General features: G+C 39.0%; 21 protein-coding genes and 3 tRNA genes. 12 read left to right on the top strand and 12 right to left on the bottom strand.

Annotated features, from left to right (window positions below):
- Positions 1 to 269 precede the first annotated feature (269 nt).
- Together GO593_RS02320 and GO593_RS02325 are read right to left on the bottom strand one after the other, a co-directional pair.
- Positions 270 to 1,028: a metallophosphoesterase family protein gene (locus GO593_RS02320; protein WP_000924316.1), complete on the bottom strand. Its 759-nt coding sequence runs from the start codon at positions 1,026 to 1,028 to the stop codon at positions 270 to 272.
- Positions 1,009 to 1,947, bottom strand: a complete 939-nt coding sequence (locus GO593_RS02325) for a diacylglycerol/lipid kinase family protein (protein ID WP_001247651.1) — start codon at positions 1,945 to 1,947, stop codon at positions 1,009 to 1,011. The genes GO593_RS02320 and GO593_RS02325 overlap by 20 nt, the downstream gene beginning before the upstream one ends.
- Positions 1,948 to 2,338: 391 nt before the next feature.
- Here GO593_RS02325 and GO593_RS02330 point away from each other — a divergent pair, with 391 nt between their 5' ends.
- Positions 2,339 to 4,171, top strand: a complete 1,833-nt coding sequence (locus tag GO593_RS02330) for a phosphoenolpyruvate carboxykinase (GTP) (RefSeq protein ID WP_000214355.1) — start codon at positions 2,339 to 2,341, stop codon at positions 4,169 to 4,171.
- A 43-nt stretch (positions 4,172 to 4,214) separates the two neighbouring features.
- Here GO593_RS02330 and glpD read toward each other — a convergent pair whose 3' ends face one another.
- Both glpD and glpK read right to left on the bottom strand, forming a co-directional pair.
- Positions 4,215 to 5,732 (bottom strand): glycerol-3-phosphate dehydrogenase, encoded by a 1,518-nt coding sequence (gene glpD / locus GO593_RS02335; RefSeq protein ID WP_000868048.1) that lies wholly within the window; start codon positions 5,730 to 5,732, stop codon positions 4,215 to 4,217.
- Between the two features lie 154 nt (positions 5,733 to 5,886).
- Positions 5,887 to 7,395, bottom strand: coding sequence for a glycerol kinase GlpK (glpK, locus tag GO593_RS02340; protein WP_000063772.1), 1,509 nt, complete (start codon positions 7,393 to 7,395; stop codon positions 5,887 to 5,889).
- Positions 7,396 to 7,769: 374 nt separating this feature from the next.
- Between glpK and GO593_RS02345 the strand changes: the two genes are divergently transcribed.
- Positions 7,770 to 9,101, top strand: a complete 1,332-nt coding sequence (locus tag GO593_RS02345) for an MFS transporter (protein WP_001984607.1) — start codon at positions 7,770 to 7,772, stop codon at positions 9,099 to 9,101.
- 116 nt (positions 9,102 to 9,217) lie between these two features.
- Positions 9,218 to 9,640, top strand: a complete 423-nt coding sequence (locus GO593_RS02350; RefSeq protein ID WP_001043188.1) for a hypothetical protein — start codon at positions 9,218 to 9,220, stop codon at positions 9,638 to 9,640.
- Between the two features lie 22 nt (positions 9,641 to 9,662).
- Here the strand turns inward: GO593_RS02350 and GO593_RS02355 are convergent, their stop codons facing one another.
- Together GO593_RS02355 and folD are read right to left on the bottom strand one after the other, a co-directional pair.
- A complete protein-coding gene (locus GO593_RS02355; RefSeq protein WP_001278006.1) occupies positions 9,663 to 10,331 on the bottom strand; it encodes a class I SAM-dependent methyltransferase in 669 nt (222 codons plus the stop codon).
- Positions 10,332 to 10,571: 240 nt separating this feature from the next.
- Complete coding sequence (gene folD, locus GO593_RS02360) at positions 10,572 to 11,420, bottom strand: bifunctional methylenetetrahydrofolate dehydrogenase/methenyltetrahydrofolate cyclohydrolase FolD (protein WP_001229846.1); 849 nt, start codon at positions 11,418 to 11,420, stop codon at positions 10,572 to 10,574.
- 152 nt (positions 11,421 to 11,572) lie between these two features.
- Here folD and GO593_RS02365 point away from each other — a divergent pair.
- Both GO593_RS02365 and GO593_RS02370 read left to right on the top strand, forming a co-directional pair.
- Positions 11,573 to 11,646: transfer RNA gene (locus GO593_RS02365), tRNA-Cys, on the top strand.
- 11 nt (positions 11,647 to 11,657) lie between these two features.
- A tRNA-Leu gene (locus GO593_RS02370) sits at positions 11,658 to 11,743 on the top strand.
- 98 nt (positions 11,744 to 11,841) lie between these two features.
- Here the strand turns inward: GO593_RS02370 and GO593_RS02375 are convergent.
- Positions 11,842 to 13,605, bottom strand: a complete 1,764-nt coding sequence (locus tag GO593_RS02375) for an alkaline phosphatase D family protein (protein WP_001290944.1) — start codon at positions 13,603 to 13,605, stop codon at positions 11,842 to 11,844.
- 196 nt (positions 13,606 to 13,801) lie between these two features.
- Between GO593_RS02375 and GO593_RS02380 the strand changes: the two genes are divergently transcribed.
- Together GO593_RS02380 and GO593_RS02385 are read left to right on the top strand one after the other, a co-directional pair.
- A tRNA-Leu gene (locus GO593_RS02380) sits at positions 13,802 to 13,887 on the top strand.
- Positions 13,888 to 13,941: 54 nt separating this feature from the next.
- Positions 13,942 to 14,307, top strand: a complete 366-nt coding sequence (locus tag GO593_RS02385) for a hypothetical protein (RefSeq protein ID WP_001112520.1) — start codon at positions 13,942 to 13,944, stop codon at positions 14,305 to 14,307.
- On the opposite strand, the gene GO593_RS02390 is transcribed toward GO593_RS02385, so the two are convergent.
- The 4 genes from GO593_RS02390 to rlmE all read right to left on the bottom strand — a co-directional run bounded on the left by GO593_RS02390 (position 14,308) and on the right by rlmE (position 18,420).
- Positions 14,308 to 14,622: a DUF5713 family protein gene (locus GO593_RS02390; protein WP_000461267.1), complete on the bottom strand. Its 315-nt coding sequence runs from the start codon at positions 14,620 to 14,622 to the stop codon at positions 14,308 to 14,310. It lies immediately after the preceding gene.
- Between the two features lie 134 nt (positions 14,623 to 14,756).
- Entirely contained in the window at positions 14,757 to 15,608 is an 852-nt protein-coding gene (folP, locus tag GO593_RS02395; RefSeq protein WP_001176030.1) for a dihydropteroate synthase, read from the bottom strand.
- A gap of 131 nt (positions 15,609 to 15,739) precedes the next feature.
- Positions 15,740 to 17,635, bottom strand: coding sequence for an ATP-dependent zinc metalloprotease FtsH (gene ftsH / locus GO593_RS02400; protein ID WP_001286662.1), 1,896 nt, complete (start codon positions 17,633 to 17,635; stop codon positions 15,740 to 15,742).
- Between the two features lie 134 nt (positions 17,636 to 17,769).
- On the bottom strand, positions 17,770 to 18,420 hold the full coding sequence (rlmE, locus tag GO593_RS02405; protein WP_000235573.1) for a 23S rRNA (uridine(2552)-2'-O)-methyltransferase RlmE: 651 nt from the start codon (positions 18,418 to 18,420) through the stop codon (positions 17,770 to 17,772).
- Between the two features lie 199 nt (positions 18,421 to 18,619).
- Between rlmE and yhbY the strand changes: the two genes are divergently transcribed.
- Positions 18,620 to 18,943: a ribosome assembly RNA-binding protein YhbY gene (yhbY, locus tag GO593_RS02410; protein WP_000729551.1), complete on the top strand. Its 324-nt coding sequence runs from the start codon at positions 18,620 to 18,622 to the stop codon at positions 18,941 to 18,943.
- 14 nt (positions 18,944 to 18,957) lie between these two features.
- A complete protein-coding gene (locus GO593_RS02415) occupies positions 18,958 to 19,494 on the top strand; it encodes a DOMON-like domain-containing protein (protein WP_000179363.1) in 537 nt (178 codons plus the stop codon).
- Between the two features lie 59 nt (positions 19,495 to 19,553).
- On the opposite strand, the gene GO593_RS02420 is transcribed toward GO593_RS02415, so the two are convergent.
- Positions 19,554 to 20,141 carry a hypothetical protein gene (locus tag GO593_RS02420; protein ID WP_001282880.1) on the bottom strand — a complete coding sequence of 196 codons (588 nt, stop codon included), beginning with the start codon at positions 20,139 to 20,141 and terminating at the stop codon, positions 19,554 to 19,556.
- 313 nt (positions 20,142 to 20,454) lie between these two features.
- Between GO593_RS02420 and carA the strand changes: the two genes are divergently transcribed.
- The 3 genes from carA (at position 20,455) to greA (ending at position 25,403) form a co-directional block, all read left to right on the top strand.
- Positions 20,455 to 21,594 carry a glutamine-hydrolyzing carbamoyl-phosphate synthase small subunit gene (carA, locus tag GO593_RS02425; protein WP_000106446.1) on the top strand — a complete coding sequence of 380 codons (1,140 nt, stop codon included), beginning with the start codon at positions 20,455 to 20,457 and terminating at the stop codon, positions 21,592 to 21,594.
- A gap of 14 nt (positions 21,595 to 21,608) precedes the next feature.
- Positions 21,609 to 24,839 carry a carbamoyl-phosphate synthase large subunit gene (gene carB / locus GO593_RS02430; protein ID WP_001126293.1) on the top strand — a complete coding sequence of 1,077 codons (3,231 nt, stop codon included), beginning with the start codon at positions 21,609 to 21,611 and terminating at the stop codon, positions 24,837 to 24,839.
- Between the two features lie 87 nt (positions 24,840 to 24,926).
- Entirely contained in the window at positions 24,927 to 25,403 is a 477-nt protein-coding gene (gene greA / locus GO593_RS02435; protein WP_001190204.1) for a transcription elongation factor GreA, read from the top strand.
- Positions 25,404 to 25,462: the final 59 nt, after the last annotated feature.

A 25,462-nucleotide genomic window follows, 5' to 3' on the forward strand; every position in this document is an offset into this window, starting at 1 on the left:
TTTTCTAAAATATTAAGTCAAATAGAGACTCATTTTAATAAAATATTATTAAAGAACATAAAAAACTAAATCCATATTGTAGCTAGTTAAAAAGCACGGCTTTTTATATAGTCAAAATCTTTTTATGTATTAATATTATTTTTTAAAATGATAAAACATTTAAAATGTTTTCCTATTCCCCATATATAGAATTTTTAGCTTAAGCATTGTAATGGATAAAATTTTATCAATCTACTCATAAGTTAAGTGTCCTATAGAATTTTTATAAATTAAATTAATTGAAAAATCTTTAAATCGTAATTAAACCAATAATGTTGAATTTTTCCTTCATTTGAAATTGTATTAAAGCTATTTGGATTATGATGATATAAGCGAGTAGAAGTTGCTGTACCTGCATGTATATCAAAAATAGGATGATCTATTTTTAGAGAATAAATCTGAGTTAAATCATATATAGCTGTTTTATGGAGATGCCCATGTAACATTCCAAATAGACCAGTTGTACTCCACTTTTCTAAAGCGATTTTACCCAGAACCGGACAATCTTTTATTCCATGCTTATTATCAGGGGGCGTATAAAAGGGTTGATGAAAAACAACTAGCTTTATTTTATTTTTAGGTCCTCTGTCTAAGCGCTCATAAGTAGCTTGAATTTGTTCAATCGAAATATGCCCACGCGTATGATAACGACGACGTATACTATTCACCCCAACAATATAAAAATGTTCAGTTTCTAAAGTCGGCTCTAATTCACCAAAAAAATATCGATAACGGGTAAATGGAGAAAAAAAACGGTTCCAGACATGATACAAAGGTATATCGTGGTTACCAGGCACCACAAGATAAGGAATATTGAGGCTATCTAAATACTGTCGACATTTAAAAAATTGTTCATATTTGGCGCGTTGAGTAATATCGCCGCTCACAACAATCACTTCAGGCTGTTGCTGAATACAAAAATCACTTATTGCCTCTAAACACTCTTTTTTTTCTGTCCCAAAGTGTAAATCAGACAGATGTAGTAACATTCGGCACCATAATATTTAAAGCATTTTTTTCTACAGTGAAATTTAAAGGAGGTTTCATCTCTATGATTTCTCCATCTAAGGCCACTGTGAGTTTGGTTTTCTTTGCACATTCAACAATGACATGATCAGCACAAAAACTATATACATCTTGTGCATCTTCAACTTTACCTTGAACCCATTGCCAAAGCATATTTAGTAAACTCAGCTTATCACTTTTTGTAATTACAACTCCAGCAACTCTTCCCTGTGCTGCACATTCTGCAATTCTGAGCTTCATATCACATAGTTGCAATTGGTTATTTCCAAAGAAAATAAGCGGCGCTTTAACTGGGTATTTCTTGCCATCTACAGTTATAGAAAGCTTCATTGATTTATTTTCTCTCAATAAAACATCTAAAGCTGAGGTATAGGCATGTAAAGGCAGTCTTCCTAAATATTTATTGTAGAGTTCGCGTTTTTTGATAAAAAGAGGATATAAACCTAAACTGGCATTATTTAGATAAATATGATCATTAATAACTGCTACATGTACTGACCTAGGTTTACCTGTTGCAATAACCTCTGCTGCCTCTAAAAGGTCTAACGGAATCTCTAAAACTTTAGCAACATAATTAAAAGTCCCTAAAGGCAGAATTCCCATGGGAATAGAAGTATTTTTAAGTTTAGTTGCAACCGCATTTAAAGTACCATCTCCTCCTGCCGCAACAACCACTCCTGTATTTTCATTTTGTGAATGTCGATGAATAACATTATTTATCAAATCATCAAATAATGTATTTTCATTTAATTCAAATACTTGTATTTCAAAACCATATTCTGTAAATACAGTCATGAGCTGCTCATAGACGTCTTCATGTTTTGAAGCATGAAATCCTGATTTTTCGTTATAGATGATTGAAAGAGGTTTCAAAGGCCGCATTTTATTATCGTAAAGTCAGTTCTTTATTCTATTTTGTATATAAAATCGCCTATTAAAAGTCTCTTTATGTAAATTTTGAATGAGCTTCATTTGTATAATCAATAATAATTCTCAAAAAAATTTTTCAAGACTAATTCATTGATTTTAAACAAAATAATTTAGATAAATAACATACATATAACATAAAAATATAAAAGCAAAAACCTTATAAAAACATATAAACATATGATTTTCATTAAAAAATAAAGAAAACTCCAAATATCTGCTAGTTAGTCTTTAGTCTTATTTTTTTTATGATTTTATGCTTTAATACAGCCACTTTTTTATTTGATCTTTCATTGTATCCCAATGAATGACTTGTACGTTGTACATATTTTGAATAGGCCTCACCATGACCACAGTGAACGCACCAGAATTCGTTCGTCATCCTAAGCTTATAGCATGGGTTGAAGAAATTGCAAACTTAACCAAACCAGCAAAAATCGAATGGTGTGACGGAAGCGAAGAAGAGTATCAACGTCTAATCGACTTGATGATCGCTAACGGCACCATGCAGAAATTAAACCAAGAAAAACATCCTGGTTCTTATCTTGCAAATTCTGACCCATCTGACGTTGCGCGTGTTGAAGATCGTACTTACATCTGCTCTCAAAATAAAGAAGATGCTGGTGCGACAAACAACTGGGAAGATCCAGCTGTTATGCGTGAAAAATTAAATGGTTTATTTGAAGGTTCAATGAAAGGCCGTACCATGTACGTTGTTCCTTTCTCTATGGGTCCTTTAGGTAGCCATATTGCTCACATTGGTATCGAATTAACTGACTCTCCTTATGTAGCTGTTAGCATGCGCAAAATGGCACGTATGGGTAAAGCAGTTTATGACGTATTAGGTACAGATGGCGAGTTTGTTCCTTGCGTACATACAGTAGGTGCTCCACTTGCTGAAGGTCAAAAAGATGTTGCTTGGCCTTGTAACCCAGAGAAATATATCGTTCATTACCCAGAAACTCGCGAAATCTGGTCTTTCGGTTCTGGTTACGGCGGTAACGCGTTACTTGGTAAAAAATGTTTAGCTCTTCGTATCGCTTCTGTCATGGGACGCGAACAAGGTTGGTTAGCTGAACACATGCTTATTCTTGGTGTAACTAACCCTCAAGGTGAAAAACACTACATCGCTGCTGCATTCCCGTCTGCTTGTGGTAAAACAAACTTTGCAATGTTAATTCCACCAGCAGGTTATGAAGGTTGGAAAATCGAAACTGTAGGTGACGATATTGCTTGGATTAAACCAGGTGAAGATGGTCGCTTATATGCGATTAACCCTGAAGCTGGTTTCTTCGGTGTAGCACCTGGTACAAATACCAAAACTAACCCGAACTGTATGGCAACTCTTCACAAAGACGTTATCTATACAAACGTAGCAGTAACTGACGATGGTCAAGTTTGGTGGGAAGGTCTTTCTAAAGAAGTTCCAGCCAACCTAACTAACTGGAAAGGTCAACCTCACGTAAACGGCGAAAAAGCAGCACATCCAAATGCTCGTTTCACTGTTGCAGCAGGTCAATGTCCATCTATCGATGCTGATTGGGAAAACCCAGCAGGTGTTCCAATTTCTGCATTCATCTTCGGTGGTCGTCGTGCAGATACAGTACCTTTAGTTTCTGAAGCTTTCGACTGGGTTGACGGTGTATATAAAGCGGCAACTATGGGTTCTGAAACTACTGCTGCTGCTGTTGGTCAACAAGGTATTGTTCGCCGTGACCCATTCGCGATGCTTCCATTTGCTGGCTATAACATGGCTGACTACTTTGACCACTGGTTAAACCTTGGTGCGAAAGTAAGTGAAAAAGCTGAAGCTTCTGGCAACAAATTACCAAAAATCTTCAACGTAAACTGGTTCCGTCGTGATGCGGAAGGCAACTTCGTATGGCCTGGTTTTGGTCAAAACATGCGTGTTCTTGAGTGGATCATTGATCGTTGTGAAGGTCGTGCGAACGCTGTTGAAACACCTATCGGTTTTGTTCCAACATATGAAGACTTGAATTGGGAAGGTACTGAGTTCACTAAAGAACAATTTGACCTCATCACAAATCAAGATAAAGACCAATGGGTTACTGAAATTGAAAGCCACACTGAGTTATTCAATAAACTTGGCGAACGCTTACCTAAAGCATTAAAAGAACGTCAAGCAGCTTTACTTGAAGCTGTAAAAACTGGCTTCTAATTGCTCTATATAAAAAAGGTCGCCATGTGCGACCTTTTTTTTATTATGCGGCATCATCTTTTAATCGACGTTCTGATAAATAAGCTTCTAAAACTTTTACCTGTTTTTCATCAAATGCCAAACCTAATTTAGATCTGCGCCAAAGTATATCTTCTGCTGTGTGAGCCCATTCATATTCACACAAATATCTGACTTCACACTCAAACAAATCATGGCCAAAATGTTGACCCAATTGTTCTACAGCATTTCGCTCTTTAAGCATATTCCACACTCTTGTGCCATATGCATGAGCCCAACGGTTGGCAAGTGAGTCAGAAATTCCACTTACACGTGTTTTAATCTGATTGATTAAATCCTCTAGGGTTGTCCAGTTTTCGGCGCCAGGTAATGCTTCATCTGCAGTCCACTCCTCTGCCATGTCATTAAAAAAAGGAGCCAGATGTTCTAAAGCAGCTTCGGCTAACTTTCGGTAAGTTGTAATCTTGCCCCCAAACACTGAGAGCAATGGTGTGGTTTTATCTTCTGCCTGTAGAGCCAAAGTATAGTCGCGTGTAATTGCAGATGGATTATCCGACTCATCATCACATAAAGCACGCACACCCGAGTACTGACTTACAATATCAGCTCGCGTCAACTGCTTTTTAAAATGTGAATTTGTCACTGTCAAAAGGTAATCAATTTCCACATCAGTAATCTCTACTTTTTGTGGATCACCTGTGTATTCCTGATCTGTTGTACCAATGAGGGTATATTTTTCTAAATAAGGAATTGCAAAAACGATCCGTCGATCTTCGTTTTGCATAATAAAGGCCTTATGGCAGTCATATAATTTTGGCACAACAATATGACTTCCTTGTATAAGCCTAATTTGATAAGGCGAACTTAATCCCAGATTTTCACTAATAATTTCTTCAACCCAAGGTCCCGCCGCATTTACAATAGCTTTCGCACGTATCTGATAAAACTCAGCTCCGCTTTGTAACTCCAGATGCCACAATTCCTGTTGTCTATAAGCCTTAACACAACGTGTACGTGTAACGACTTTTGCCCCTTTCTCTTTAGCTTGTAGTGCATTTAACACCACAAGACGCGCATCATCTACAGTACAGTCAGAATATTCAAAACCACGTGTTATCGCTGGTTTTAAAGGGCTGTCTTCTTTGAAATAAATGAGATTTGATCCTAATAATTTTTCTCGTTTTCCCAAATGATCATAAAAAAATAGACCTGCTCGAATTAGCCATGCAGGGCGTAAATGGGGTCGATGAGGCATGATAAAACGCATTGGTTTAATAATATGTGGCGCTTTAGCTAGCAATACTTCACGCTCTGCTAATGCTTCTCTGACCAGCCTGAATTCTTTATGTTCTAAATAACGTAGGCCGCCATGAATTAATTTGCTGCTAGCAGATGAGGTATGGCTGGCTAAATCATCTTTTTCACATAAAAATACCGATAATCCGCGCCCTGCTGCATCATTGGCAATACCAACACCATTAATACCGCCACCAATTACAGCAATATCATATATTTTTGAATAATCATTAGGTTGTACTTTCATTTCTCATGTTCTTTTTATTGTTGATCTTATAAAAATTAAAACATCAAATTGATGAAACAACAATCAAAAAAGTAGAATAATCAATTTTGCATCCTCTAGCATTTAACTATCCATTGACTACCCTACTGTTGAATTCAATTAATTAAGAAAAAGTTCAATCCTCTGCCCAATTTTGACTACGCTTAACTGCTTTTAGCCAACCTTTATAAATGAGTTCAGCTTGTTCAGAAGGCATTTTCGGTTCAAAAACCTTTTCTATGGCAGATTTATTTCTTAACTCATGAAGATCTTGCCAAAAACCAGTGGCCAACCCTGCTAGGAAAGCTGCACCCAATGCTGTAGTTTCTTTCATTATTGGACGCTCTACCGGTGTCGTTAAAATATCGGCCTGAAATTGCATCAAGAAATTATTTTCCGTTACTCCTCCATCGACACGGAGTGTACGAAGCTCTTCTTCTGCATCTTGTTGCATGGCATCTAAAACATCCCGAGTTTGAAAGGCTATAGACTCTAGAGTTGCGCGGATAATATGTTCAATACTAGCCCCACGTGTCAGACCAAAAATTGCGCCGCGAGCTGTCGGGTCCCAATACGGTGCTCCTAATCCGGTAAAAGCAGGTACTACATATACACCATTATTATCCTTTACACGTGTTGCATAAAGCTCGGAATCCTTAGCATTCTTAATAACCTTTAATTCATCACGTAACCACTGTACGCAAGAACCACCGTTAAATACGGCACCCTCTAAGGCATAGTTCACCTCACCACTCGCACCACAGGCAATAGTTGTGAGTAATCCATGCTCTGAACGGACAATCTTTTTACCCGTATTCATGAGTAGAAAACAGCCAGTACCGTAGGTATTTTTAGCCTGTCCCGACTCAACACACATTTGACCAAAAAGCGCAGCCTGCTGATCACCCGCGATTCCGGCAATTGGGATCCCTACTTCTTGTCCACTAATGGTATGTGTATATCCATAAACTTCAGATGAACTACGAACCTCCGGCAAAATTGCTCTAGGAATATCTAAAGCTTGTAAAAGTTTTTCATCCCACTCAAGCTTTTCGATATCAAACAGCATGGTTCGAGATGCATTGGTAAAATCAGTGACATGAACAGCACCATTAGTTAGTTTCCAAATGAGCCAGGTGTCCACCGTACCGAATAATAGCTCTCCTCGTTCAGCACGCTCACGGCTGCCTTCAACATGATCCAAAATCCATTTAATTTTTGTGGCCGAGAAATATGGATCAATGACTAAACCAGTGGTCTTACGGATATATTCTTGCCAACCTGCTTTATACAATTGATTGCATATTTCCGTTGTTTGTCGGCTTTGCCAAACAATCGCATTGTAAATAGGCCTTCCTGTTTTTTTGTCCCAGACAATAGTGGTTTCCCGTTGGTTTGTAATTCCAATTGCCGCAACTTGTTCACTCTTGATGCCAGCTTGAGCCAATGCTTCGACCCATACAGCACTTTGAGTTGCCCAAATTTCCATAGGATCATGCTCAACCCAACCTGGCTGAGGGTAAATCTGGGTAAATTCTCTTTGAGCAATACTGACAACGTTCGCATCATGATCTAAAACAATTGCTCTTGAGCTTGTTGTTCCCTGATCAAAAGCGACAATATATTTTTTCGGGCAATTTGACATCTGAATGTCCCTTTCATTTTCCACACACATCTAGCCCACAATGCAAAAACATCATGCCTAACTGTATTTATTTAAAATTTTCTTTGGAATATATCATTATTTTTAAGTGGCATAGGGTTTCTTCGTCCAAACATTACCCATTCTTTATCAATTTTTTACTGCATGGAAAAAAGTAATAAGAAAAATATTGAAATTAGAAGATAAAAATATGCTGATCGCCTAATTTGAAATCACATAAATATTCAACTTATTCCTTTGCTTAAATAATAAACATTGTTTTACAGACATAAAAAAAATAAAGTGAAATACTCCTGTAGATAATATGTAAAAACGGAATAAATCTTCTCTTTTTTAGCATTCAACCCAAGCGAAACATGGAGCGAATCATGGTTGATCAACCTTCTACCGCAACAACTCCACATTCTAATTTAGATACAAAAACCCGTCTAAAATCAATTTTGGGCGGTTCTGCCGGTAACCTTGTCGAATGGTACGACTGGTATGTATATGCCGCATTTACGCTCTATTTTGCTCATGCATTTTTCCCAAAAGGAAGTCAAACCGCACAACTTCTTCAAGCTGCAGCTATTTTTGCAGTGGGTTTCCTTATGCGTCCCATTGGCGCATGGATTATGGGGATCTATTCTGACCGTAAAGGACGTAAAGCGGGCCTTACGCTTTCCGTTACTTTAATGTGTATCGGTTCGCTACTGATTGCTGTTACCCCCTCCTACGAAAGTATTGGCGTATTTGCTCCATTGCTTTTGGTTATTGCACGTTTAATTCAAGGCTTAAGTGTAGGCGGTGAATATGGCGCAAGTGCAACGTATTTAAGTGAAATGGCAGAAAAAGATCGACGTGGTTTTTTCTCAAGCTTTCAATATGTCACTTTAATTGCAGGACAGCTTACAGCTTTATGCGTACTACTCATCTTGCAAATGATACTCACCGAAGAACAACTGCATGACTGGGGATGGCGTGTTCCGTTTTTCATCGGAGCCCTTTTAGCTATTGTAGTGTTCCGTATTCGTCGTGGCTTATTGGAAACTCAATCCTTTAAAAACGCTCAAGCAGAAACAGATCAGCCGAAATCAGGAATGTTTGCTTTATTTAAACATTACCCTAAAGAAGCCTTCACTGTATTATTCCTAACTGCTGGTGGTACTTTAGCTTTTTATACTTACACCACCTATTTACAGAAATATTTAGTGAATACTTCTGGTTTTACCAAGCCTGAGGCTACTCAAATTACCACTTTAGCCTTATTCATCTTTATGTGCTTACAGCCATTGGCAGGTGCCTTATCAGATCGAATTGGCCGTAAACCGCTTATGATCGCCTTCGGGGTTACAGGTGTTTTATTCACTTATATTTTGTTTGATACACTTGCAAACACGCATAACTACTGGACTGCTTTCTGGCTATGTTTAGGTGGACTGGTTATGGTAACCGGCTACACATCAATTAATGCTGTAGTGAAAGCTGAACTTTTCCCTGCACATATTCGAGCTTTAGGTGTCGCATTACCTTATGCAATTGCGAATACTTTATTTGGTGGTACAGCCGAGTTTTTTGCATTAAGTTTTAAAGAAGCCGGGCACGAATCTTGGTTCTTTATTTACGTCAGTATCATGATTTTCATTTCATTGCTGATTTATATCTTCATGAAAGACACCAAGCATCATTCAAAAATTAAAGAACATTAAAATCCTTCAATTAGAGCTAATATCATAAGTGAATGTTAGCTCTAACTTAGTGAATAAGCTCCAACAACGTTTCTATTTTATGAGATACTTCATATAAGAAAATAAGGACGATACTGATGAATAAAAGTATTCTATGTTTGGCATTAAGTAGTATGTTCATTTTAACTGCATGTCAGACTACGCCTCGACAATATAATGGTTCAACTGGCTACCAGATTGAAAACCAAACAAAAACTTCAGCGACTTTAGCTTACACTTTAGCTGGTCGTAGTAACCAGCAACTTGATGAGCGTAAATTGCAACGCGCTTGTCAAAATGTGTTAGGTGCTCAGAAAGTTTATAAATTATCAATTTTAAGCATCAATGAAATTCCTAATCCAGCTAAAGATGAGCATTACGGAATTCAACTAGGTGAAACCCGCGCTTCTTTTGGCTTATCAAATACACCTAGCTTAAATAATGGTGAAGATTATGCGACACGCCAAGCACTTGAAGCACGTCCAAGTACATTAAAAGTCGTTCGTTATACTTGTTCATAACATAAAAAAAGACGCTGTTCTCTTACAGCGTCTTATAAAAACTTACATTTCTAAATTCTTTCGCTTCATCCAGATCTGGCCAAGTTGTTGCACTTCTTTCTTCAATTTTTTCATATTTTGGATGACTAAAGTTTTTAACACGGCTATCTGCTACCCATACTTCTGGTGCAAATTTTAAAAATTCGTCTAAGAAAAAGCGATTACATTGGTCATATAACACATCGGCAGCAAGTAAAATATCGACTTGTTCAGCCTTATATAAATCATCCAAATATTCGAGTTCTACATCATTAAGTAAAGCATTTTCACGACAAGCATTTAAACTAACCTGATCAATATCACAGCAGATTACGCGTTTTGCTCCTGCCATTTTTGCAGCAATTGCCACTACACCAGAACCTGCTCCGAAATCTAACACCACTTTATCTTTAACATGGTGTGGCTCTGCAAGTATCCACTGAGCCATCGCCAAGCCTGATGCCCAACAGAAAATCCAATACGGCGTGTCATTCCAGATACGGCGAATAACTTCGTCATCCAATCGATCAGTTGGAAAAACAGGTGGAATCAACCATAAAGAAATTGGAGTTTCTGGCAACTGTTGTGCCATTAATTCACAATGAGGAATGACTTCATGTAAGGCTTGAAGTAAATGTTCAGGGGCTTTGGACAGTTGAAAGGTGCAGCTCATAAATAAGCTCAACAATTTATAATTACTATTTGATCATCTGCATCGCGAGCAAGACTAAAACAGTAGCTTAAAGCATGATAGTGGCTAGTTACTAAAAATACGTTAGTTCAATTCCACTGCTTTAATTAGTGCAACCGTTTTGGTCTTGCGTAGCATTCGCTACTCATCCCGAAAGAAAAGTAACATACGAGCTCCTAACATTTGCGTTAAACGGTAGGACGCCGCCGTGAATAAATTAAATTAACCTAAAGCTTTTTCAGCAGCTTCTACAGTTTGACGAATCAAAGTTGTAATGGTCATTGGACCAACACCACCCGGTACTGGTGTATAAGCAGAAGCAATTTCTTCAATACCTTGTAATTGAATATCGCCTACACCACCGCCATCACGCGGATGGAAACCAGCGTCTACAACAACTGCACCTTGTTTAATCCAGTCTTTTTGAATAAGTTCAGCTTTACCTACAGCACCAACAATAATGTCAGCTTGTTTCACAAGCTCAGGTAAGTTTTGTGTACGTGAATGACAAATCGTTACTGTCGCATTTGCTTGTAACAACATCATTGCCATTGGTTTACCTAAAATTGCTGAACGGCCAACTACAACCGCGTGTTTGCCAGCAATTTCGATATTGTTTTCTTTAAGAATCGTCATAATGCCAGCAGGAGTCGCTGAACCATATGCAGCTTCACCCATTGCCATACGGCCAAAACCAAGGCAAGTTACGCCATCTACATCTTTTGCTAAAGAGATCGCATCAAAACATGCGCGCTCATCAATTTGTGCAGGAACTGGATGCTGTAAAAGAATACCGTGAACATCTGGATTGGCATTAAGCTTTTCAATTTCAGCTAATAATTGTTCTGTTGTGGTTTCTTGTGGTAATTCGATTTTTAATGAATCCATACCTACTCGGCGGCAGGCATTCCCTTTCATACGTACATAAGTTGCAGAAGCACCATCATCCCCAACCAAAATAGTCGCTAAAATTGGGGTACGACCTGTTTTCGCTTTTAAAGCTTCAACACGTACCAACAAATTTTCTTCAATTTGCTTTGCTAATGCACGACCGTCTAAAACCAATGCCACAGCACATCTCCAAGGTAGACATGAATTTAATGTGCCAATAATACATGATAATTTCGACAATTTTATTCTAGATGTTGTTTTTATGTGCATCTTCGCTCAAAACAGTATTGTTTTTTTTGTAAAGGTTGCTAATATGTGCATCACCAAATGCAGGCGGGGTGGCAGAGTGGTCATGCAGCGGACTGCAACTCCGTGGACGCCGGTTCGATTCCGACCTCCGCCTCCAAATTTGGTAAAGCCCGGGTGGTGAAATAGGTAGACACAGGGGATTTAAAATCCCCCGCCCTCAAAGCGTGCCGGTTCGAGTCCGGCCCCGGGCACCATCTTCAATTACTGAATATGGTGCCATAAAGAATCCAGCGTAAGCTGGTTTTTTTATGCCTAAAAAAAGGGCTACTATGTAACCCTCTATTTTTTAATTTTAAGCCGTCTTTTGACCTTGTTTTAACGGCATCAAATTCAGATCCAATACAATATCGTTTTGTCTACTTGAATCTATCTGATATTCGGTATTTTTAATTGAATCTACAAATCTCCACTCAGAATGAACTTGCGCCTGATCTAGAGTAACCAACAAGTATCCTCGTTGATTTAAATTACAATAAACCAATTCATCAATTAATGTAGTAAAAGCAAATTCAAACTGTTGAAGCTGAGTCAGTGGAATACTTAAATATTTTTCCAAACCTGGAGACGATACAGAACTCGTCGCTAATTCAACTCCAACATATTTCCCTTTCTGGCTATATAAATAAGATGCCCATGCATTATGTGTATCCCCGGCTAACACAATGATCTTTTTATTAAACTCTGCCAATTTATCGTACACAAACTCTCGCTCAGCATAGTAACCATCCCAAGCATCGAGATTATATGGTGAAACCGTCATAATTCTTGCTTTTTCTTGGGCTGTTAATGTCGGATCATTTTGTTGTAAACGAAGTTTTAAAGCGACCAACTCGGTAATTTGTGCATTCATCTTAGCAAGCGCCTCAGGCGAAGTTCCTCCTGAAGTAATTTGCCCTAAAGACGCCAACAACTCAGCTGGAATCCACATTTTACTCATTAAAACTTGCTGCCCTACTACATTCCATGTTGCTGTAGATTGCTTTAATTTATCGACCAACCAATCTCTTTGCGTATATCCCATCAAAGTACGCACCGGATTAGTTAAATCTGCCTGAAACTTTGCAATATCCAAACCTGTAGTTGTCATGTAGTCTGCATATGCAAGCTGCTTATCACGCGCAATAATACGCGTATCTAGCATGGTTAACTGAACAAGAGAGCCAAAATTAAACTGGCGATAAATATTTAAATGATCTGTACTAGAAACTGGACGAATTGGCATCCATTCAAAATAAGCCTGTAGAGCAGCTAATTTACGGTCCGAAAAAGCCCCTTCATTACTTTGATGGTTTTCCGCCCCCTCACGCCAAGCATCATTTGCCAACTCATGGTCATCCCAAATCACAATAAAAGGATGGCGCTGATGAGCTGCTTGCAAATCTTTATCTTGACGATAAAGCGCATAACGTTTGCGGTAATCATCTAATTTAATAATTTCTTTATTATTATCGGCAGGTAAATTACGGCCTAACTTGGTTGCATCTTCTGTCGCATAGCCATCTGCCCCATATTCATAAATATAGTCACCCAAGTGAATAATGACATCAACATTCTGTTTTGCCATTTCACGATAAACATAAAAGTAACCCGCAGGATAGTTAGAACAAGAACATACTGCAAAGCTCACTTTATTGGTGGATGTTGGTAATGTTTTCGTCTGCCCAACCGGTGAAACTTTATTACCAAATTTAAAACGGTAGTAGTACACCGTATCTGCTTGTAACCCAGCTGCATCAACTTTCACTGTAAAGTCATCAGTCTTGCTTGTTTCAACCATTCCCGTCTTTAAATTTTGTTTAAACTGATTATCGGTTGAAATTTCCCATACAACTTTTAAGCGCACCCCAGAGTCTGTCGGTGTTACTCGTGTCCACAAAATAACTTTATCTTGTAGTGGGTCTCCGCTTGCAACACCATGAAGAAAATCTACTTGTATTTCTGGGCTTTCATCATCTGAGCCATCATTACAACCTGTAAAAGCAACAGGTATAGATAAAGCCCCAAAACCGAGTAGACTTTTTTGAATTAATTCTCGGCGTGAAATTTTCTCTGACATAAAATTACCTAAGTTTTAAGCAATGAGTGTCTTAAACTTAAGTAGAGAAGATGAACAACTGATCTCAGTTTGATGAACAAATCATGACATAAATTGGTTAATTTATAGAAATACTGATAAGAACTGATTGAAAATAAAGCAAACTCTCTGTTTTTCTCTTGCCAATCGCGCACTTGTCCTCTATTATTGCGCACATGCCCGGGTGGTGAAATAGGTAGACACAGGGGATTTAAAATCCCCCGCCCTCAAAGCGTGCCGGTTCGAGTCCGGCCCCGGGCACCATTTTCAACTATTGAATTTGGTGCCATAAAGAATCCAGCGTAAGCTGGTTTTTTTATGCCTGATGAAAATAATGCCATGATCAGAATATTAATATTTATATCCGCTCTACTCTTTTTTATACCCTTTGCAAATGCCGAAGATATATTTAACGGTACAATCTTGTTCAAAAATAATGATTGGCACTTTGTACGCTGCTCTATTACTCAAGATGACTATCTAATTGAAGCCCCTCAAGAGATATTTACTCAATTTAAAGAGCTACAGCAGCAACAAAAAAACTATTGGGTCAGCGTATTGGCAGAAGTAAATGAACAGCAGAATGGAAATTTAATTTTAAAAATTGAGAAAATAGACGAAGTTCATTTAGGCGAGACATGTCATTTATTAGAAGCTCTCAAAAATTCTGAAAATCGAGAGTAATCACCACTCTCGATTCATTACCAACTCTTCCATTTCCAGATCTAAATATCCTGCATCTTGTACCACCATCATCATTGCCTCAGCAATATAATCAGCAGCACTATCATCAAGCGATGAATCTAGATCTTCGAACTGTGGCTTCATTTCATTAATTTCATTTACAGTTTGATGAGCATATCGATAGATATCTTGCTCAGCTAAAGCAGGTTTTTGAACTTTTTTAGCAAATTGCTCAATAAGCTGCTTGAGTTCAGCGACCAAAATATCTGGATAATATTCATCATCAAACATTGGGAGAAGTAAGTCTTCAAACATACAAAAGTTTACACAACAGCAAAAACTTGCCGCTTATAACATATTTTCGTAAAAATCACGAGATATTTACCCGACTCACTCATCCACTCTATTTTAATGAGCACTGAGTGAGTCCAATTTTATAACGTCATTATTTAAGCTTGCTGCACCGCTTTCCAAACTAAAATTGCTTCATGCATTTCCTTTACATCATGTGCTCTTACAATGGATGATCCCTGCTGAATACTAAGCAAATGCCCAGTTACACTTCCCACAGCACGTTGATCTGCAGGAGCGCCTTGTAAAGCTTCACCTATGAAACGTTTACGAGAAAGGCCAGATAAAATTGGATAACCAAGTTCATTAAGTTTCCAAAATTCTTTTAATAGTTTTAAATTTTGCTGAGCATTTTTCGCAAAGCCAAATCCAGGATCAACAATAATATTGTGCTTTTTTACCCCAGCAGCCAAAGCCTCATCAATGCGCTGTTGCAGCTCTTGCATCACATCGAGTGTTACATCAGTGTACTGATCCAACTGATTCATTGTCGTTGGTTCACCGCGCATATGCATAATTACTACAGGTATATCTAACTCTACGGCAGTTTTTAAAGCATTGGGACGTGTTAAGGCACGAACATCATTCCAGATATGTGCCCCTGCTGCTTTTGCTGCGCGAATAACTTCTGGCTGACTCGTGTCGATCGACAAAATAACGTTATGGTGAGATAAAGCCTCGACGACAGGTACCACACGACGCACTTCTTCTTCTACTGCAACTTCTGAAGCACCAGGTCGGGTAGACTCCCCCCCAATATCAATAATAGTCGCGCCTTGCTCAATCATACTAAGTGCATGGTCAACCGCTTGGTCTAATTGGTTATGTTTGCCACCATCACTGAAAGAATCAGGAGTGACATTTAAGATACCCATAACATGGGGCTGAGATAAATCTAATTGAAGCTGTCCACACTGTAAAATCTGCTTTGGTAAAGATATTAACTGCATAAAAAGCTCCGGTTCAAAATCAGCGGCTATTTTAGCAAGTAAGCTTTACATGCTGTCGATTTCTTTTCAGCTTTATCCAAAGTTAAGACAAATAAAAAAGCCACATGACTGTGGCTTTTTTATTAATTAACTTAATTCATCGCTGGTAATGGCGGCGGAGTAGATGGACCATCTTTTGGTGGCTCAAATGCTGATACCGGATTTTCAGCAATATAAACTTTAGGTGGTTGAGGTTCGCGGCCTTCCATGATGTCACGGATTTGGTCACGATCAATAGTTTCCCATTCCATCAACGCTTTAACCATTGCGTGTGCGATATCTTTATTATTTTCCAAGATATCACGAGCAACTTTATATTGTTCATCTAAAATACGGCGTACTTCCTGATCAACTTGTTGTTGAGTCGCTTCAGAAATTGTACGGCTACCTACGTTACCGAAGAATCCATTTTGGTTTTCATCTTCGTAAACCATCACACCCATTTTGTCAGACATACCGTACTTCGTTACCATCGCACGAGCCATTTTTGTAGCACGTTCGAAGTCATTTGAAGCACCAGTCGATTGCTGCTGAATGAAGACTTCTTCAGCAATACGTCCACCAAACAAAATTGCAATTTCATTTAGCATTTTGTCTTTATAGTGGCTAATCTGATCTTGTTCAGGTAACTGCCAAGTTACACCTAAAGCCCAACCACGCGGCATAATTGTTACCTTATGCACAGGGTCAGTGCCTGGTAAAATCTCAGCAACAATTGCATGTCCAGCTTCATGGTAAGCAGTTGCACGACGCTCTTCTTCACGTAAAACCATTGATTTACGTTCAGGACCCATATAGATCTTGTCTTTTGCATCTTCAAAATCATGCATATCGACAGTGTTCTTATTACGGCGAGCAGCAAACAAAGCAGCTTCATTTACAAGGTTTGCCAACTGAGCACCAGAAAAACCAGGTGTACCACGAGATAAAACTTTAACATCTACACCAGTAACTGAAGGCAATTTTTTCAAATGTACATTCAGAATTTGTTCACGACCACGGATGTCAGGTAAACCAACCATAACTTGACGGTCGAAGCGGCCTGGACGTAACAATGCTTTATCTAATACGTCAACACGGTTAGTCGCAGCAATAACGATTACGCCTTCATTACCTTCAAAACCGTCCATCTCTACGAGCATTTGGTTTAAGGTTTGCTCACGTTCATCATGACCACCACCTGTACCTGAACCACGGTGACGACCTACTGCGTCAATCTCATCAATAAAGATGATACATGGCGCATGACGTTTTGCTTGTTCAAACATATCACGGACACGGGACGCACCCACACCCACAAACATCTCAACAAAGTCAGAACCAGAAATGCTAAAGAATGGAACTTTTGCTTCACCAGCAATTGCTTTGGCTAATAACGTTTTACCAGTACCTGGAGGACCAACCATAAGCACGCCACGTGGAATAGTAGCGCCCAAGCGTTTGAATTTTGCAGGATCCTTTAAGAAATCTACAATTTCCACAACTTCTTGTTTCGCTTCATCACAACCGGCAACGTCAGCAAAAGTCACTTTGATTTGGTCTTCAGAAAGCATTTTTGCCTTCGACTTACCAAAACTCATCGGACCATTTTTGCCGCCTGCACCACCACCCATGTTACGCATAAAGAACATGAATAACAAAATGATTAACAGTACAGGGAAACTAGCAATGAGAAGTTGCATCAAAATGCCTTGACGTTGTGGTGCTGTGCCCTCTACAACAACATTTTGCTTGTTTAAGCTTGGCATAAGTTCAGTGTCTTCAACTTGCGGACGAACAGTTTCAAACTGAGATCCGTTAGTTTTTTCACCACTAATATTTAAACCGTCAATCGTGACTTGCTTAATTTGGCCAGCATTCACCGCTGCAACAAAATCTGAATATTTCATTGCAGTTGGCTTATTGCGGTCACTGATATTACTGAAAATTAAAATCAGAACACCAAGTATTATTAGCCACAATACGGCATTCTTGAAGTAATCGCTCAAAGCTTTATTCCCATATCAATCTAATTTGATCATGCCCAAACTTGGCCGATCGTCTTAAAAACAGCAATTGTCTTGCTTGCGGATAACCTAAAAGATACAAAATGCACAATTTTTAGGAGCTTGGCAAGTAAACTTTATTGCAATGCTTTCTTACGCCCTTGTCCAACCAAAAAAACTTCTTTAGATCGTGCCCGAGAAGCTGCTGGTTTTGCTGTTTTTAACACATCAAAACTATCAACGACTTGTTTACGAAACTCATCAAATCCTGCGCCTTGGAACACTTTAACAACAAACTGTCCATTTGGACCCAAGACTTTCTGAGCAAAGTCTAAAGCAAGTTCACACAAGTAAATCTGTCGAGGTTGATCAACAGCCCTATTACCTGATGTATTGGGGGCCATATCAGAAATTACAATGTCTACTTGTCTTCCGTTTAAAATATTTAACAATTTTTCAAATACAGCTTCTTCTCTGAAGTCGCCTTGTAAGAAAGTGACATCTGGCAAAGCATCCATAGGTAAAATATCGGAAGCAATAACCAATCCTTTACTACCAACGAGTTTCCCAGCGATTTGTGACCAACTCCCAGGAGCTGCTCCCAAGTCCACCACTGTCATGCCTGGCTTGATCAACTTATATTTTTCTTGAATTTCAAGAAGTTTATACGCTGCTCGTGCACGATATCCTTCCTTTTGTGCTTTTTTTACAAAAGGATCGTCTAGATGTTCCCTCATCCACGCACGACTACTTTTAGACAATTTTTGGTTGGTGATGCGTGTTGCCATAACTCACTAAATATCAAAAAAACTTCTGATTGCTCATTGTACGTGAAAATTACTCTCATTACAGTACGGATGTAACGTAATCTCAATAACTTTTACAGTTTTTTTCCAATAATGTTGATCGATTATTTATACAGTTTTTCGTACATTTGATTTTAAGTTTTTTGCTATACTAAGTCGTTTTTAAAATCAGGTATTTTTAATGGCCGCTTTATCTATTCATGAACGTAAACGTTTACGTCAAATTGGTCATGTGCTTAATCCGGTTGTCATGATTGGTGGACAAGGCTTAACAGACGCTGTTATTGAAGAAACGCTTCGTGCTTTAAACGATCATGAACTCATCAAGGTAAAAATTGCTGGTGAAGACCGTGAAGCTCGTGCCGCAGTAATTGATGCGATTGTAGAAGCAACTGGTGCTGAAGCTGTACAGAAAATTGGTAAAATTGTTTTACTCTATAAAAAAGCAGCTAAGCAAAATCAACATTTATCTAACCTTGTTCGTCACGCACACTTAGCAAACTAACTTATTGACTACTTATGGCAAGTTACGAACTTTCAGCTTTTGATCGTTTTCATGCTGTTTCTGTTGTTGGCGCAATTGAACAGCAAGCCCCATATACATTAAATGTGGGTTTTTGGATTCGTGATCCAAACCAACTAATTATCTGGCCCCAAGAAGTCGCAGCTCATCCTCGCCAGGACTTTTTGTGGGAAGAGACTTGTTTTGAAATTTTCATTGGCGTGCATGATGAAGATTTCTACCGGGAAATTAATCTTTCCCCTTCTCAAGCATGGCAGACTTACCAGTTTGAAGAATATCGCTATCCGGAAAGCATGCCTCCCCTCGTTGCTTACGATATCGAATTGAATCATCTCAAACGTACCCACTATGGGTTAAATGTAAGTCTTGACTTAAGCCAGTTTATGCAACAGCACCGCTTAAAATGGGCAAACCTTTATCTAGGTTTGACTGCTGTTTTAAAAACAAAAGATGGTATGCAGTACTATGCAATGCAGCATAGTGGAAAACATGCTGATTTTCACAATAAACGTGATTGGCTGCATGAGTTTTAAAAAACAAAAAAGCGAGAAATTAATTCTCGCTTTTTTTATTAACTTTTAATGCTAAATCTTTAGTGATCTCTTGCTTTGTTCCAAGCTTCAACCGCATTATTTTTAGTGCGTTTTAAGCTTTCAGTTAAAGAGTCTTTGTGTTTTAAAGAAATTTGGCTAATGTCACCTTTAAGTTCCTTAGTCACTTTGGTTAGATCTTCAATTAATGCATTGATTTCAGCTTTTAAAGTATTTTTTAATTCATTCAATCCTTCTTGTGAAGTATTGAACTGAGCTTTAATCACATCAAGACGCTGTAAAATATCTTGTTTAATCTGAGCAAATTGATTGTGAATGTTCTGATTCAATTCTTGTGTTTCAGCTTCAATCTTTTCTTCGGTCTCATTAATTACAGCTTTTACTTGCTCTTGTGTTTCTGCAATAGCTTCTTTAACTTGCGAAGTCGCTTCGTGAGCCACTTCTTTGACCTGTTCTGTTTTTTCAGCTACAACTTCTTTTACCTGTGTAGCTTTAGTGCTAACCGCTTTTTTAGCCCGAGTCGTCGTTTTGGCTACGGCCTCTTTAGCTTCAGCTACTTCTGTTTTTACAGTCTCTGCTACTGATGAAGTATTCTCAGCTATGTCTTTTGAAACTTGGTTATCGCTCATGCTATTTCCTCGTATTGTTTATTTTTTAACTAACATTACAATAAGAGGAATTAGATAATTTCAGCAGCCAGATTGTCAGACAATTTGCTAAAAGTATCAATTTCAGACAAGTGGATGAATTTTTTTGCTAAAAGCAAGCAATGAATTAAATTTTTTAATAGAAAATAAATAGACTTTTTAAGGTTCCATGCGTATAATGCGCTGTTAAGTTACAAGCGAGCAGACCAGTGAGGAGGGGCATGTTTTTTTAGAACATCGCCTATCTTTTTTAGGTCTACTCGCTTTTTTACAGCCGAAATTCAGGAGCTTTGGTTTGAGCACCCCCGCCATTTTAGCCCTCGCAGATGGAACGATCTTTAAAGGAACGTCAATCGGCGCAACGGGAAGTACGACTGGAGAAGTCGTTTTTAACACAGCCATGACAGGCTATCAAGAAATTTTGACTGACCCAAGTTATGCACAACAAATTGTGACATTAACTTACCCTCATATTGGTAACACTGGTTGCAACGAAGAAGACGTTGAATCTGGTCGTATCCATAAAGTATGGGCGAATGGTTTAATTATTCGTGACCTTCCACTATTACATAGCAACTTCCGTTCTGAGCAATCATTAAGTGAATATTTGCAAGCGCACAATGTTGTCGCAATTGCTGATATTGACACACGTAAACTTACTCGTATTTTACGTGATAAAGGTGCACAAAATGGTTGCATCCTTGCCGGCGAAAATATTACTGAAGAAGAAGCAATTGCTAAAGCTCGCGCTTTTGGTGGTTTAAATGGTTTAGACCTCGCAAAAGAGTGCTGTGATCCGACAGGCTTTGAATGGTCTGAAGGTTCATGGGTATTAGGTAAAGGCTTTACTCAACCTGAGTTAAAATACCATGTGGTTGCATACGATTATGGTGTCAAAACCAACATCTTGCGTATGCTTGCAGACCGCGGTTGTAAACTCACTGTTGTACCTGCTGAAACTCCGGCTGAAAAAGTATTAGCACTTAATCCGGATGGCGTATTCCTTTCAAACGGCCCTGGCGACCCAGCTGCTTGTGATTACGCTATCGAAGCTGTAAAAACTATTGTTGAAACCACAACATTACCTGTATTTGGTATCTGTTTAGGACACCAAATCTTGGCACTCGCTTCTGGTGCAAAAACTGTAAAAATGAATCATGGTCACCACGGTGCGAACCACCCTGTACAAAATCTTGAAGATGGTACAGTGATGATTACATCTCAAAACCATGGTTTTGCTGTAGATGCAGAAACATTACCGGCTAACTTAAAAGCAACGCATAAATCATTGTTCGATGGCACTCTACAAGGGATTCATCGTACAGACAAACCAGCTTTCAGCTTCCAAGGTCACCCTGAAGCAAGCCCAGGTCCACATGATTGTGCACCTTTGTTCGATCATTTCATCGAACTTATTGAAGCATCTAAACAGTAATTAAGGAGCGAATAATGCCTAAACGTACGGATATTAAAAGCATCTTAATTATTGGTGCTGGTCCAATTGTCATTGGTCAAGCTTGTGAGTTTGACTATTCTGGTGCTCAAGCATGTAAAGCACTTCGTGAAGAAGGCTATCGTGTTATTTTGGTTAACTCTAACCCAGCAACCATTATGACTGACCCTTCAATGGCTGATGCAACTTATATTGAGCCAATTACTTGGCAAACTGTTGCTCAAATCATTGAAAAAGAGCGCCCAGATGCAGTACTCCCTACTATGGGTGGACAAACTGCTCTTAACTGCGCACTTGCACTTGATGAAAATGGTGTATTAGAAAAATACGGCGTAGAACTTATTGGTGCAACAAAAGAAGCAATTGAAAAAGCTGAAGACCGTAAATTGTTTGATGAAGCAATGCGCAAAATCGGCTTGGAATGTCCAAAAGCTGCCATTGCTGAAACAATGGAAGAAGCATTGGAAATTCAATCTCGCTTTGGTTTCCCAGTAATTATCCGTCCGTCATTCACTATGGGTGGTTCAGGCGGTGGTATTGCATATAACCGCGAAGAATTCCTAGAGATTTGTGAACGTGGTTTCGACCTCTCTCCTACTCACCAATTATTGATCGATGAATCTTTAATTGGCTGGAAAGAATACGAAATGGAAGTTGTTCGTGACAAAAACGACAACTGTATTATCGTATGTGCGATCGAAAACTTCGACCCAATGGGCGTTCACACAGGTGACTCAATCACTGTAGCACCGGCTCAAACCTTAACTGACAAAGAATATCAATTGATGCGTAATGCTTCAGTTGCAGTTCTTCGTGAAATTGGTGTTGAGACAGGTGGTTCTAACGTTCAGTTCGGTATTAACCCGAAAGACGGCCGTATGGTTGTGATCGAGATGAACCCACGTGTATCTCGTTCTTCTGCGCTTGCGTCTAAAGCAACTGGTTTCCCAATTGCAAAAATTGCAGCCAAACTTGCTGTTGGTTACACCCTTGATGAATTGAAAAATGACATCACTGGTGGCGTAACTCCTGCAAGCTTTGAACCATCAATTGACTACGTTGTAACAAAGATTCCTCGTTTTAACTTCGAGAAATTCCCACAAGCAGAACCTGTATTAACCACTCAGATGAAATCTGTTGGTGAAGTCATGGCTATTGGTCGTAACTTCCAGGAATCTGTACAAAAAGCATTACGTGGTCTTGAAGTTGGCGTAAGCGGTTTCGATGAGAAAATCGAAGCTGGTGCAACAAATGTAAAAGAAACTATTCTAAAAGAGCTTAAAGTTCCGGGACCTGAACGTATTTGGTACGTAGCAGATGCATTCCGTCACGGCTTCTCTTTAGATGATGTATTTGAAGCAACTAAAATTGACCGTTGGTTCTTGATCCAAATTCAAGATATCGTCAACACAGAAGCTCAAGTAAAAACTTTAGGTTTTGGTGATCTCACTGCTGAAAATATCCGTTCGTTCAAACGTAAAGGTTTATCTGACCTTCGTATTGCGAACCTTATGGGTATTTCTCAAAAGCAATTCCGTAAGCAACGTTGGAACTTGGGTGTTTACCCTGTTTACAAACGTGTTGATACATGTGCTGCCGAGTTTGAATCTGGTACAGCATATATGTACTCGACTTACGATGAAGAGTGTGAAGCTAACCCATCAAATCGTGACAAGATCATGGTTATTGGTGGTGGTCCAAACCGTATTGGTCAAGGTATCGAATTTGACTACTGCTGTGTACACGCTGCTTTAGCAATGCGTGAAGACGGTTATGAAACAATCATGGTGAACTGTAACCCTGAAACTGTTTCTACCGACTATGACACATCTGATCGTCTATACTTCGAACCTGTAACACTTGAAGATGTACTTGAAATCGTACGTACAGAGAAGCCTAAAGGCGTAATCGTACAATACGGTGGTCAGACTCCACTGAAATTGGCACGTGCTTTAGAAGAAGCTGGTACTCCAATTATCGGTACATCTCCAGATGCAATTGACCGTGCAGAAGACCGTGAACGTTTCCAACAAATGATTCAACGTTTACAGCTTCGTCAACCAAACAACAGCATTGTAAAATCTGCTGAAGAAGGTATCTCTGAAGCTGCGAAAGTTGGCTATCCATTAGTTGTTCGCCCATCTTATGTATTAGGTGGCCGTGCAATGGAAATCGTCTATAACGAAGATGAGCTTAAACGTTATCTTCGTGAAGCAGTACAGGCTTCTAATGAAGCACCTGTTCTTCTTGACCACTTCCTTGATGATGCAACTGAAGTTGATGTTGACTGCGTATCTGACGGTAAAGATGTCGTGATTGGCGGTATTATGCAACACATCGAACAAGCAGGTATTCACTCAGGTGACTCTGCATGTTCTATTCCTCCTTACTCTCTTTCTAAAGAGATTCAGGATGAGATGCGTCGTCAAACAATTGCTATGGCAAAAGAACTTGGTGTAGTTGGTTTAATGAACGTTCAGTTCGCAGTGAAAGGCAACGATATTTACGTTCTTGAAGTAAACCCACGTGCATCACGTACTGTTCCATTCGTATCGAAATGTATTGGTGAATCTTTAGCAAAAGTAGCTGCTCGTTGTATGGCGGGTCAATCACTTGAGTCTCAAGGTTTTACTAAAGAAATTATTCCAAATCGTTTCGCAGTAAAAGAAGCAGTATTCCCATTTGCAAAATTCCCTGGCGTAGACCCAATGCTTGGTCCTGAGATGAAATCTACAGGTGAAGTAATGGGTGTTGGTCAAACCTTTGGTGAAGCATTCTATAAGGCTGTTTTAGGCTCAAATGACCGCTTACCAGGCTTGCCAACTGAAGGTGAAGTAAAGCATGCGTTCTTATCTGTTCGTGAGTCAGACAAGAAATACATCGCTGATATTGCTAAGAAATTAGTTGAATATGGCTTCAAACTTGTAGCAACAGGTGGAACATATCAGGTACTTAAAGAAGCAGGTTTAGAATGTGAATCTGTAAATAAAGTAACTGAAGGCCGTCCACATATTGTTGACCGCTTGAAAAATGGTGAAATACACCTTATTGTCAATACTACTGAAGGCAAACAAGCTCAATATGACTCTGCAATGATTCGTCGTGCTGCCCTACAAGGCAAAGTGTATTACACAACGACTATCAATGGCGCAGAAGCGGTTTGCCAAGCCTTTGCTGTGAAATTGCCAATGGATGTATACCGCTTGCAAGATTTAACTGTAGGTTAATTTTTTTCCGATAAGTCCCGCCACCTTATCGGTGGCGGGACTTTTTCATTTTTTTAACTGTGTTTTCTCAACTTAAGAGGGACCGAAATGCAACGTTATCCAATGACCCCTGAAGGTAAAATCGCCTTAGAGAAAGAATTACAACATCTGAAAACTGTTGAACGTCCACGTATTACTCAAGCGATTGCTGAAGCACGTGAACATGGGGACTTAAAAGAAAATGCAGAATATCATGCTGCTCGTGAACAGCAAGGTTTCTGTGAAGGCCGTATCCAAGATATCGAAGGAAAATTGGGTGCTGCACAAGTCATCGATGTTAAAGACTTAGAACAAAACGGTCGTGTTGTATTCGGTGTTACGGTAACGATTGAAAACCTTGATACTGAAGAACGCAAGACTTATAAGATTGTTGGTGATGATGAAGCTGATTTTAAAATCAATAAAATTTCAGTAAATTCGCCAATTGCACGTGGCCTTTTGGGTAAAAATGAAGGTGATGAAGTAAAAATTACCACTCCTCAAGGCGAAGTGGAATACGAAGTTGTAAGTGTAGAATACCTCTAAGGTAATACACTTGAACCCCTCTTCATGAGGGGTTTTTATTTAATATGGTTTGGCTCATT

This window comes from Acinetobacter baumannii, from assembly GCF_009759685.1.
Classification (GTDB): Bacteria; Pseudomonadota; Gammaproteobacteria; order Pseudomonadales; family Moraxellaceae; genus Acinetobacter; species Acinetobacter baumannii.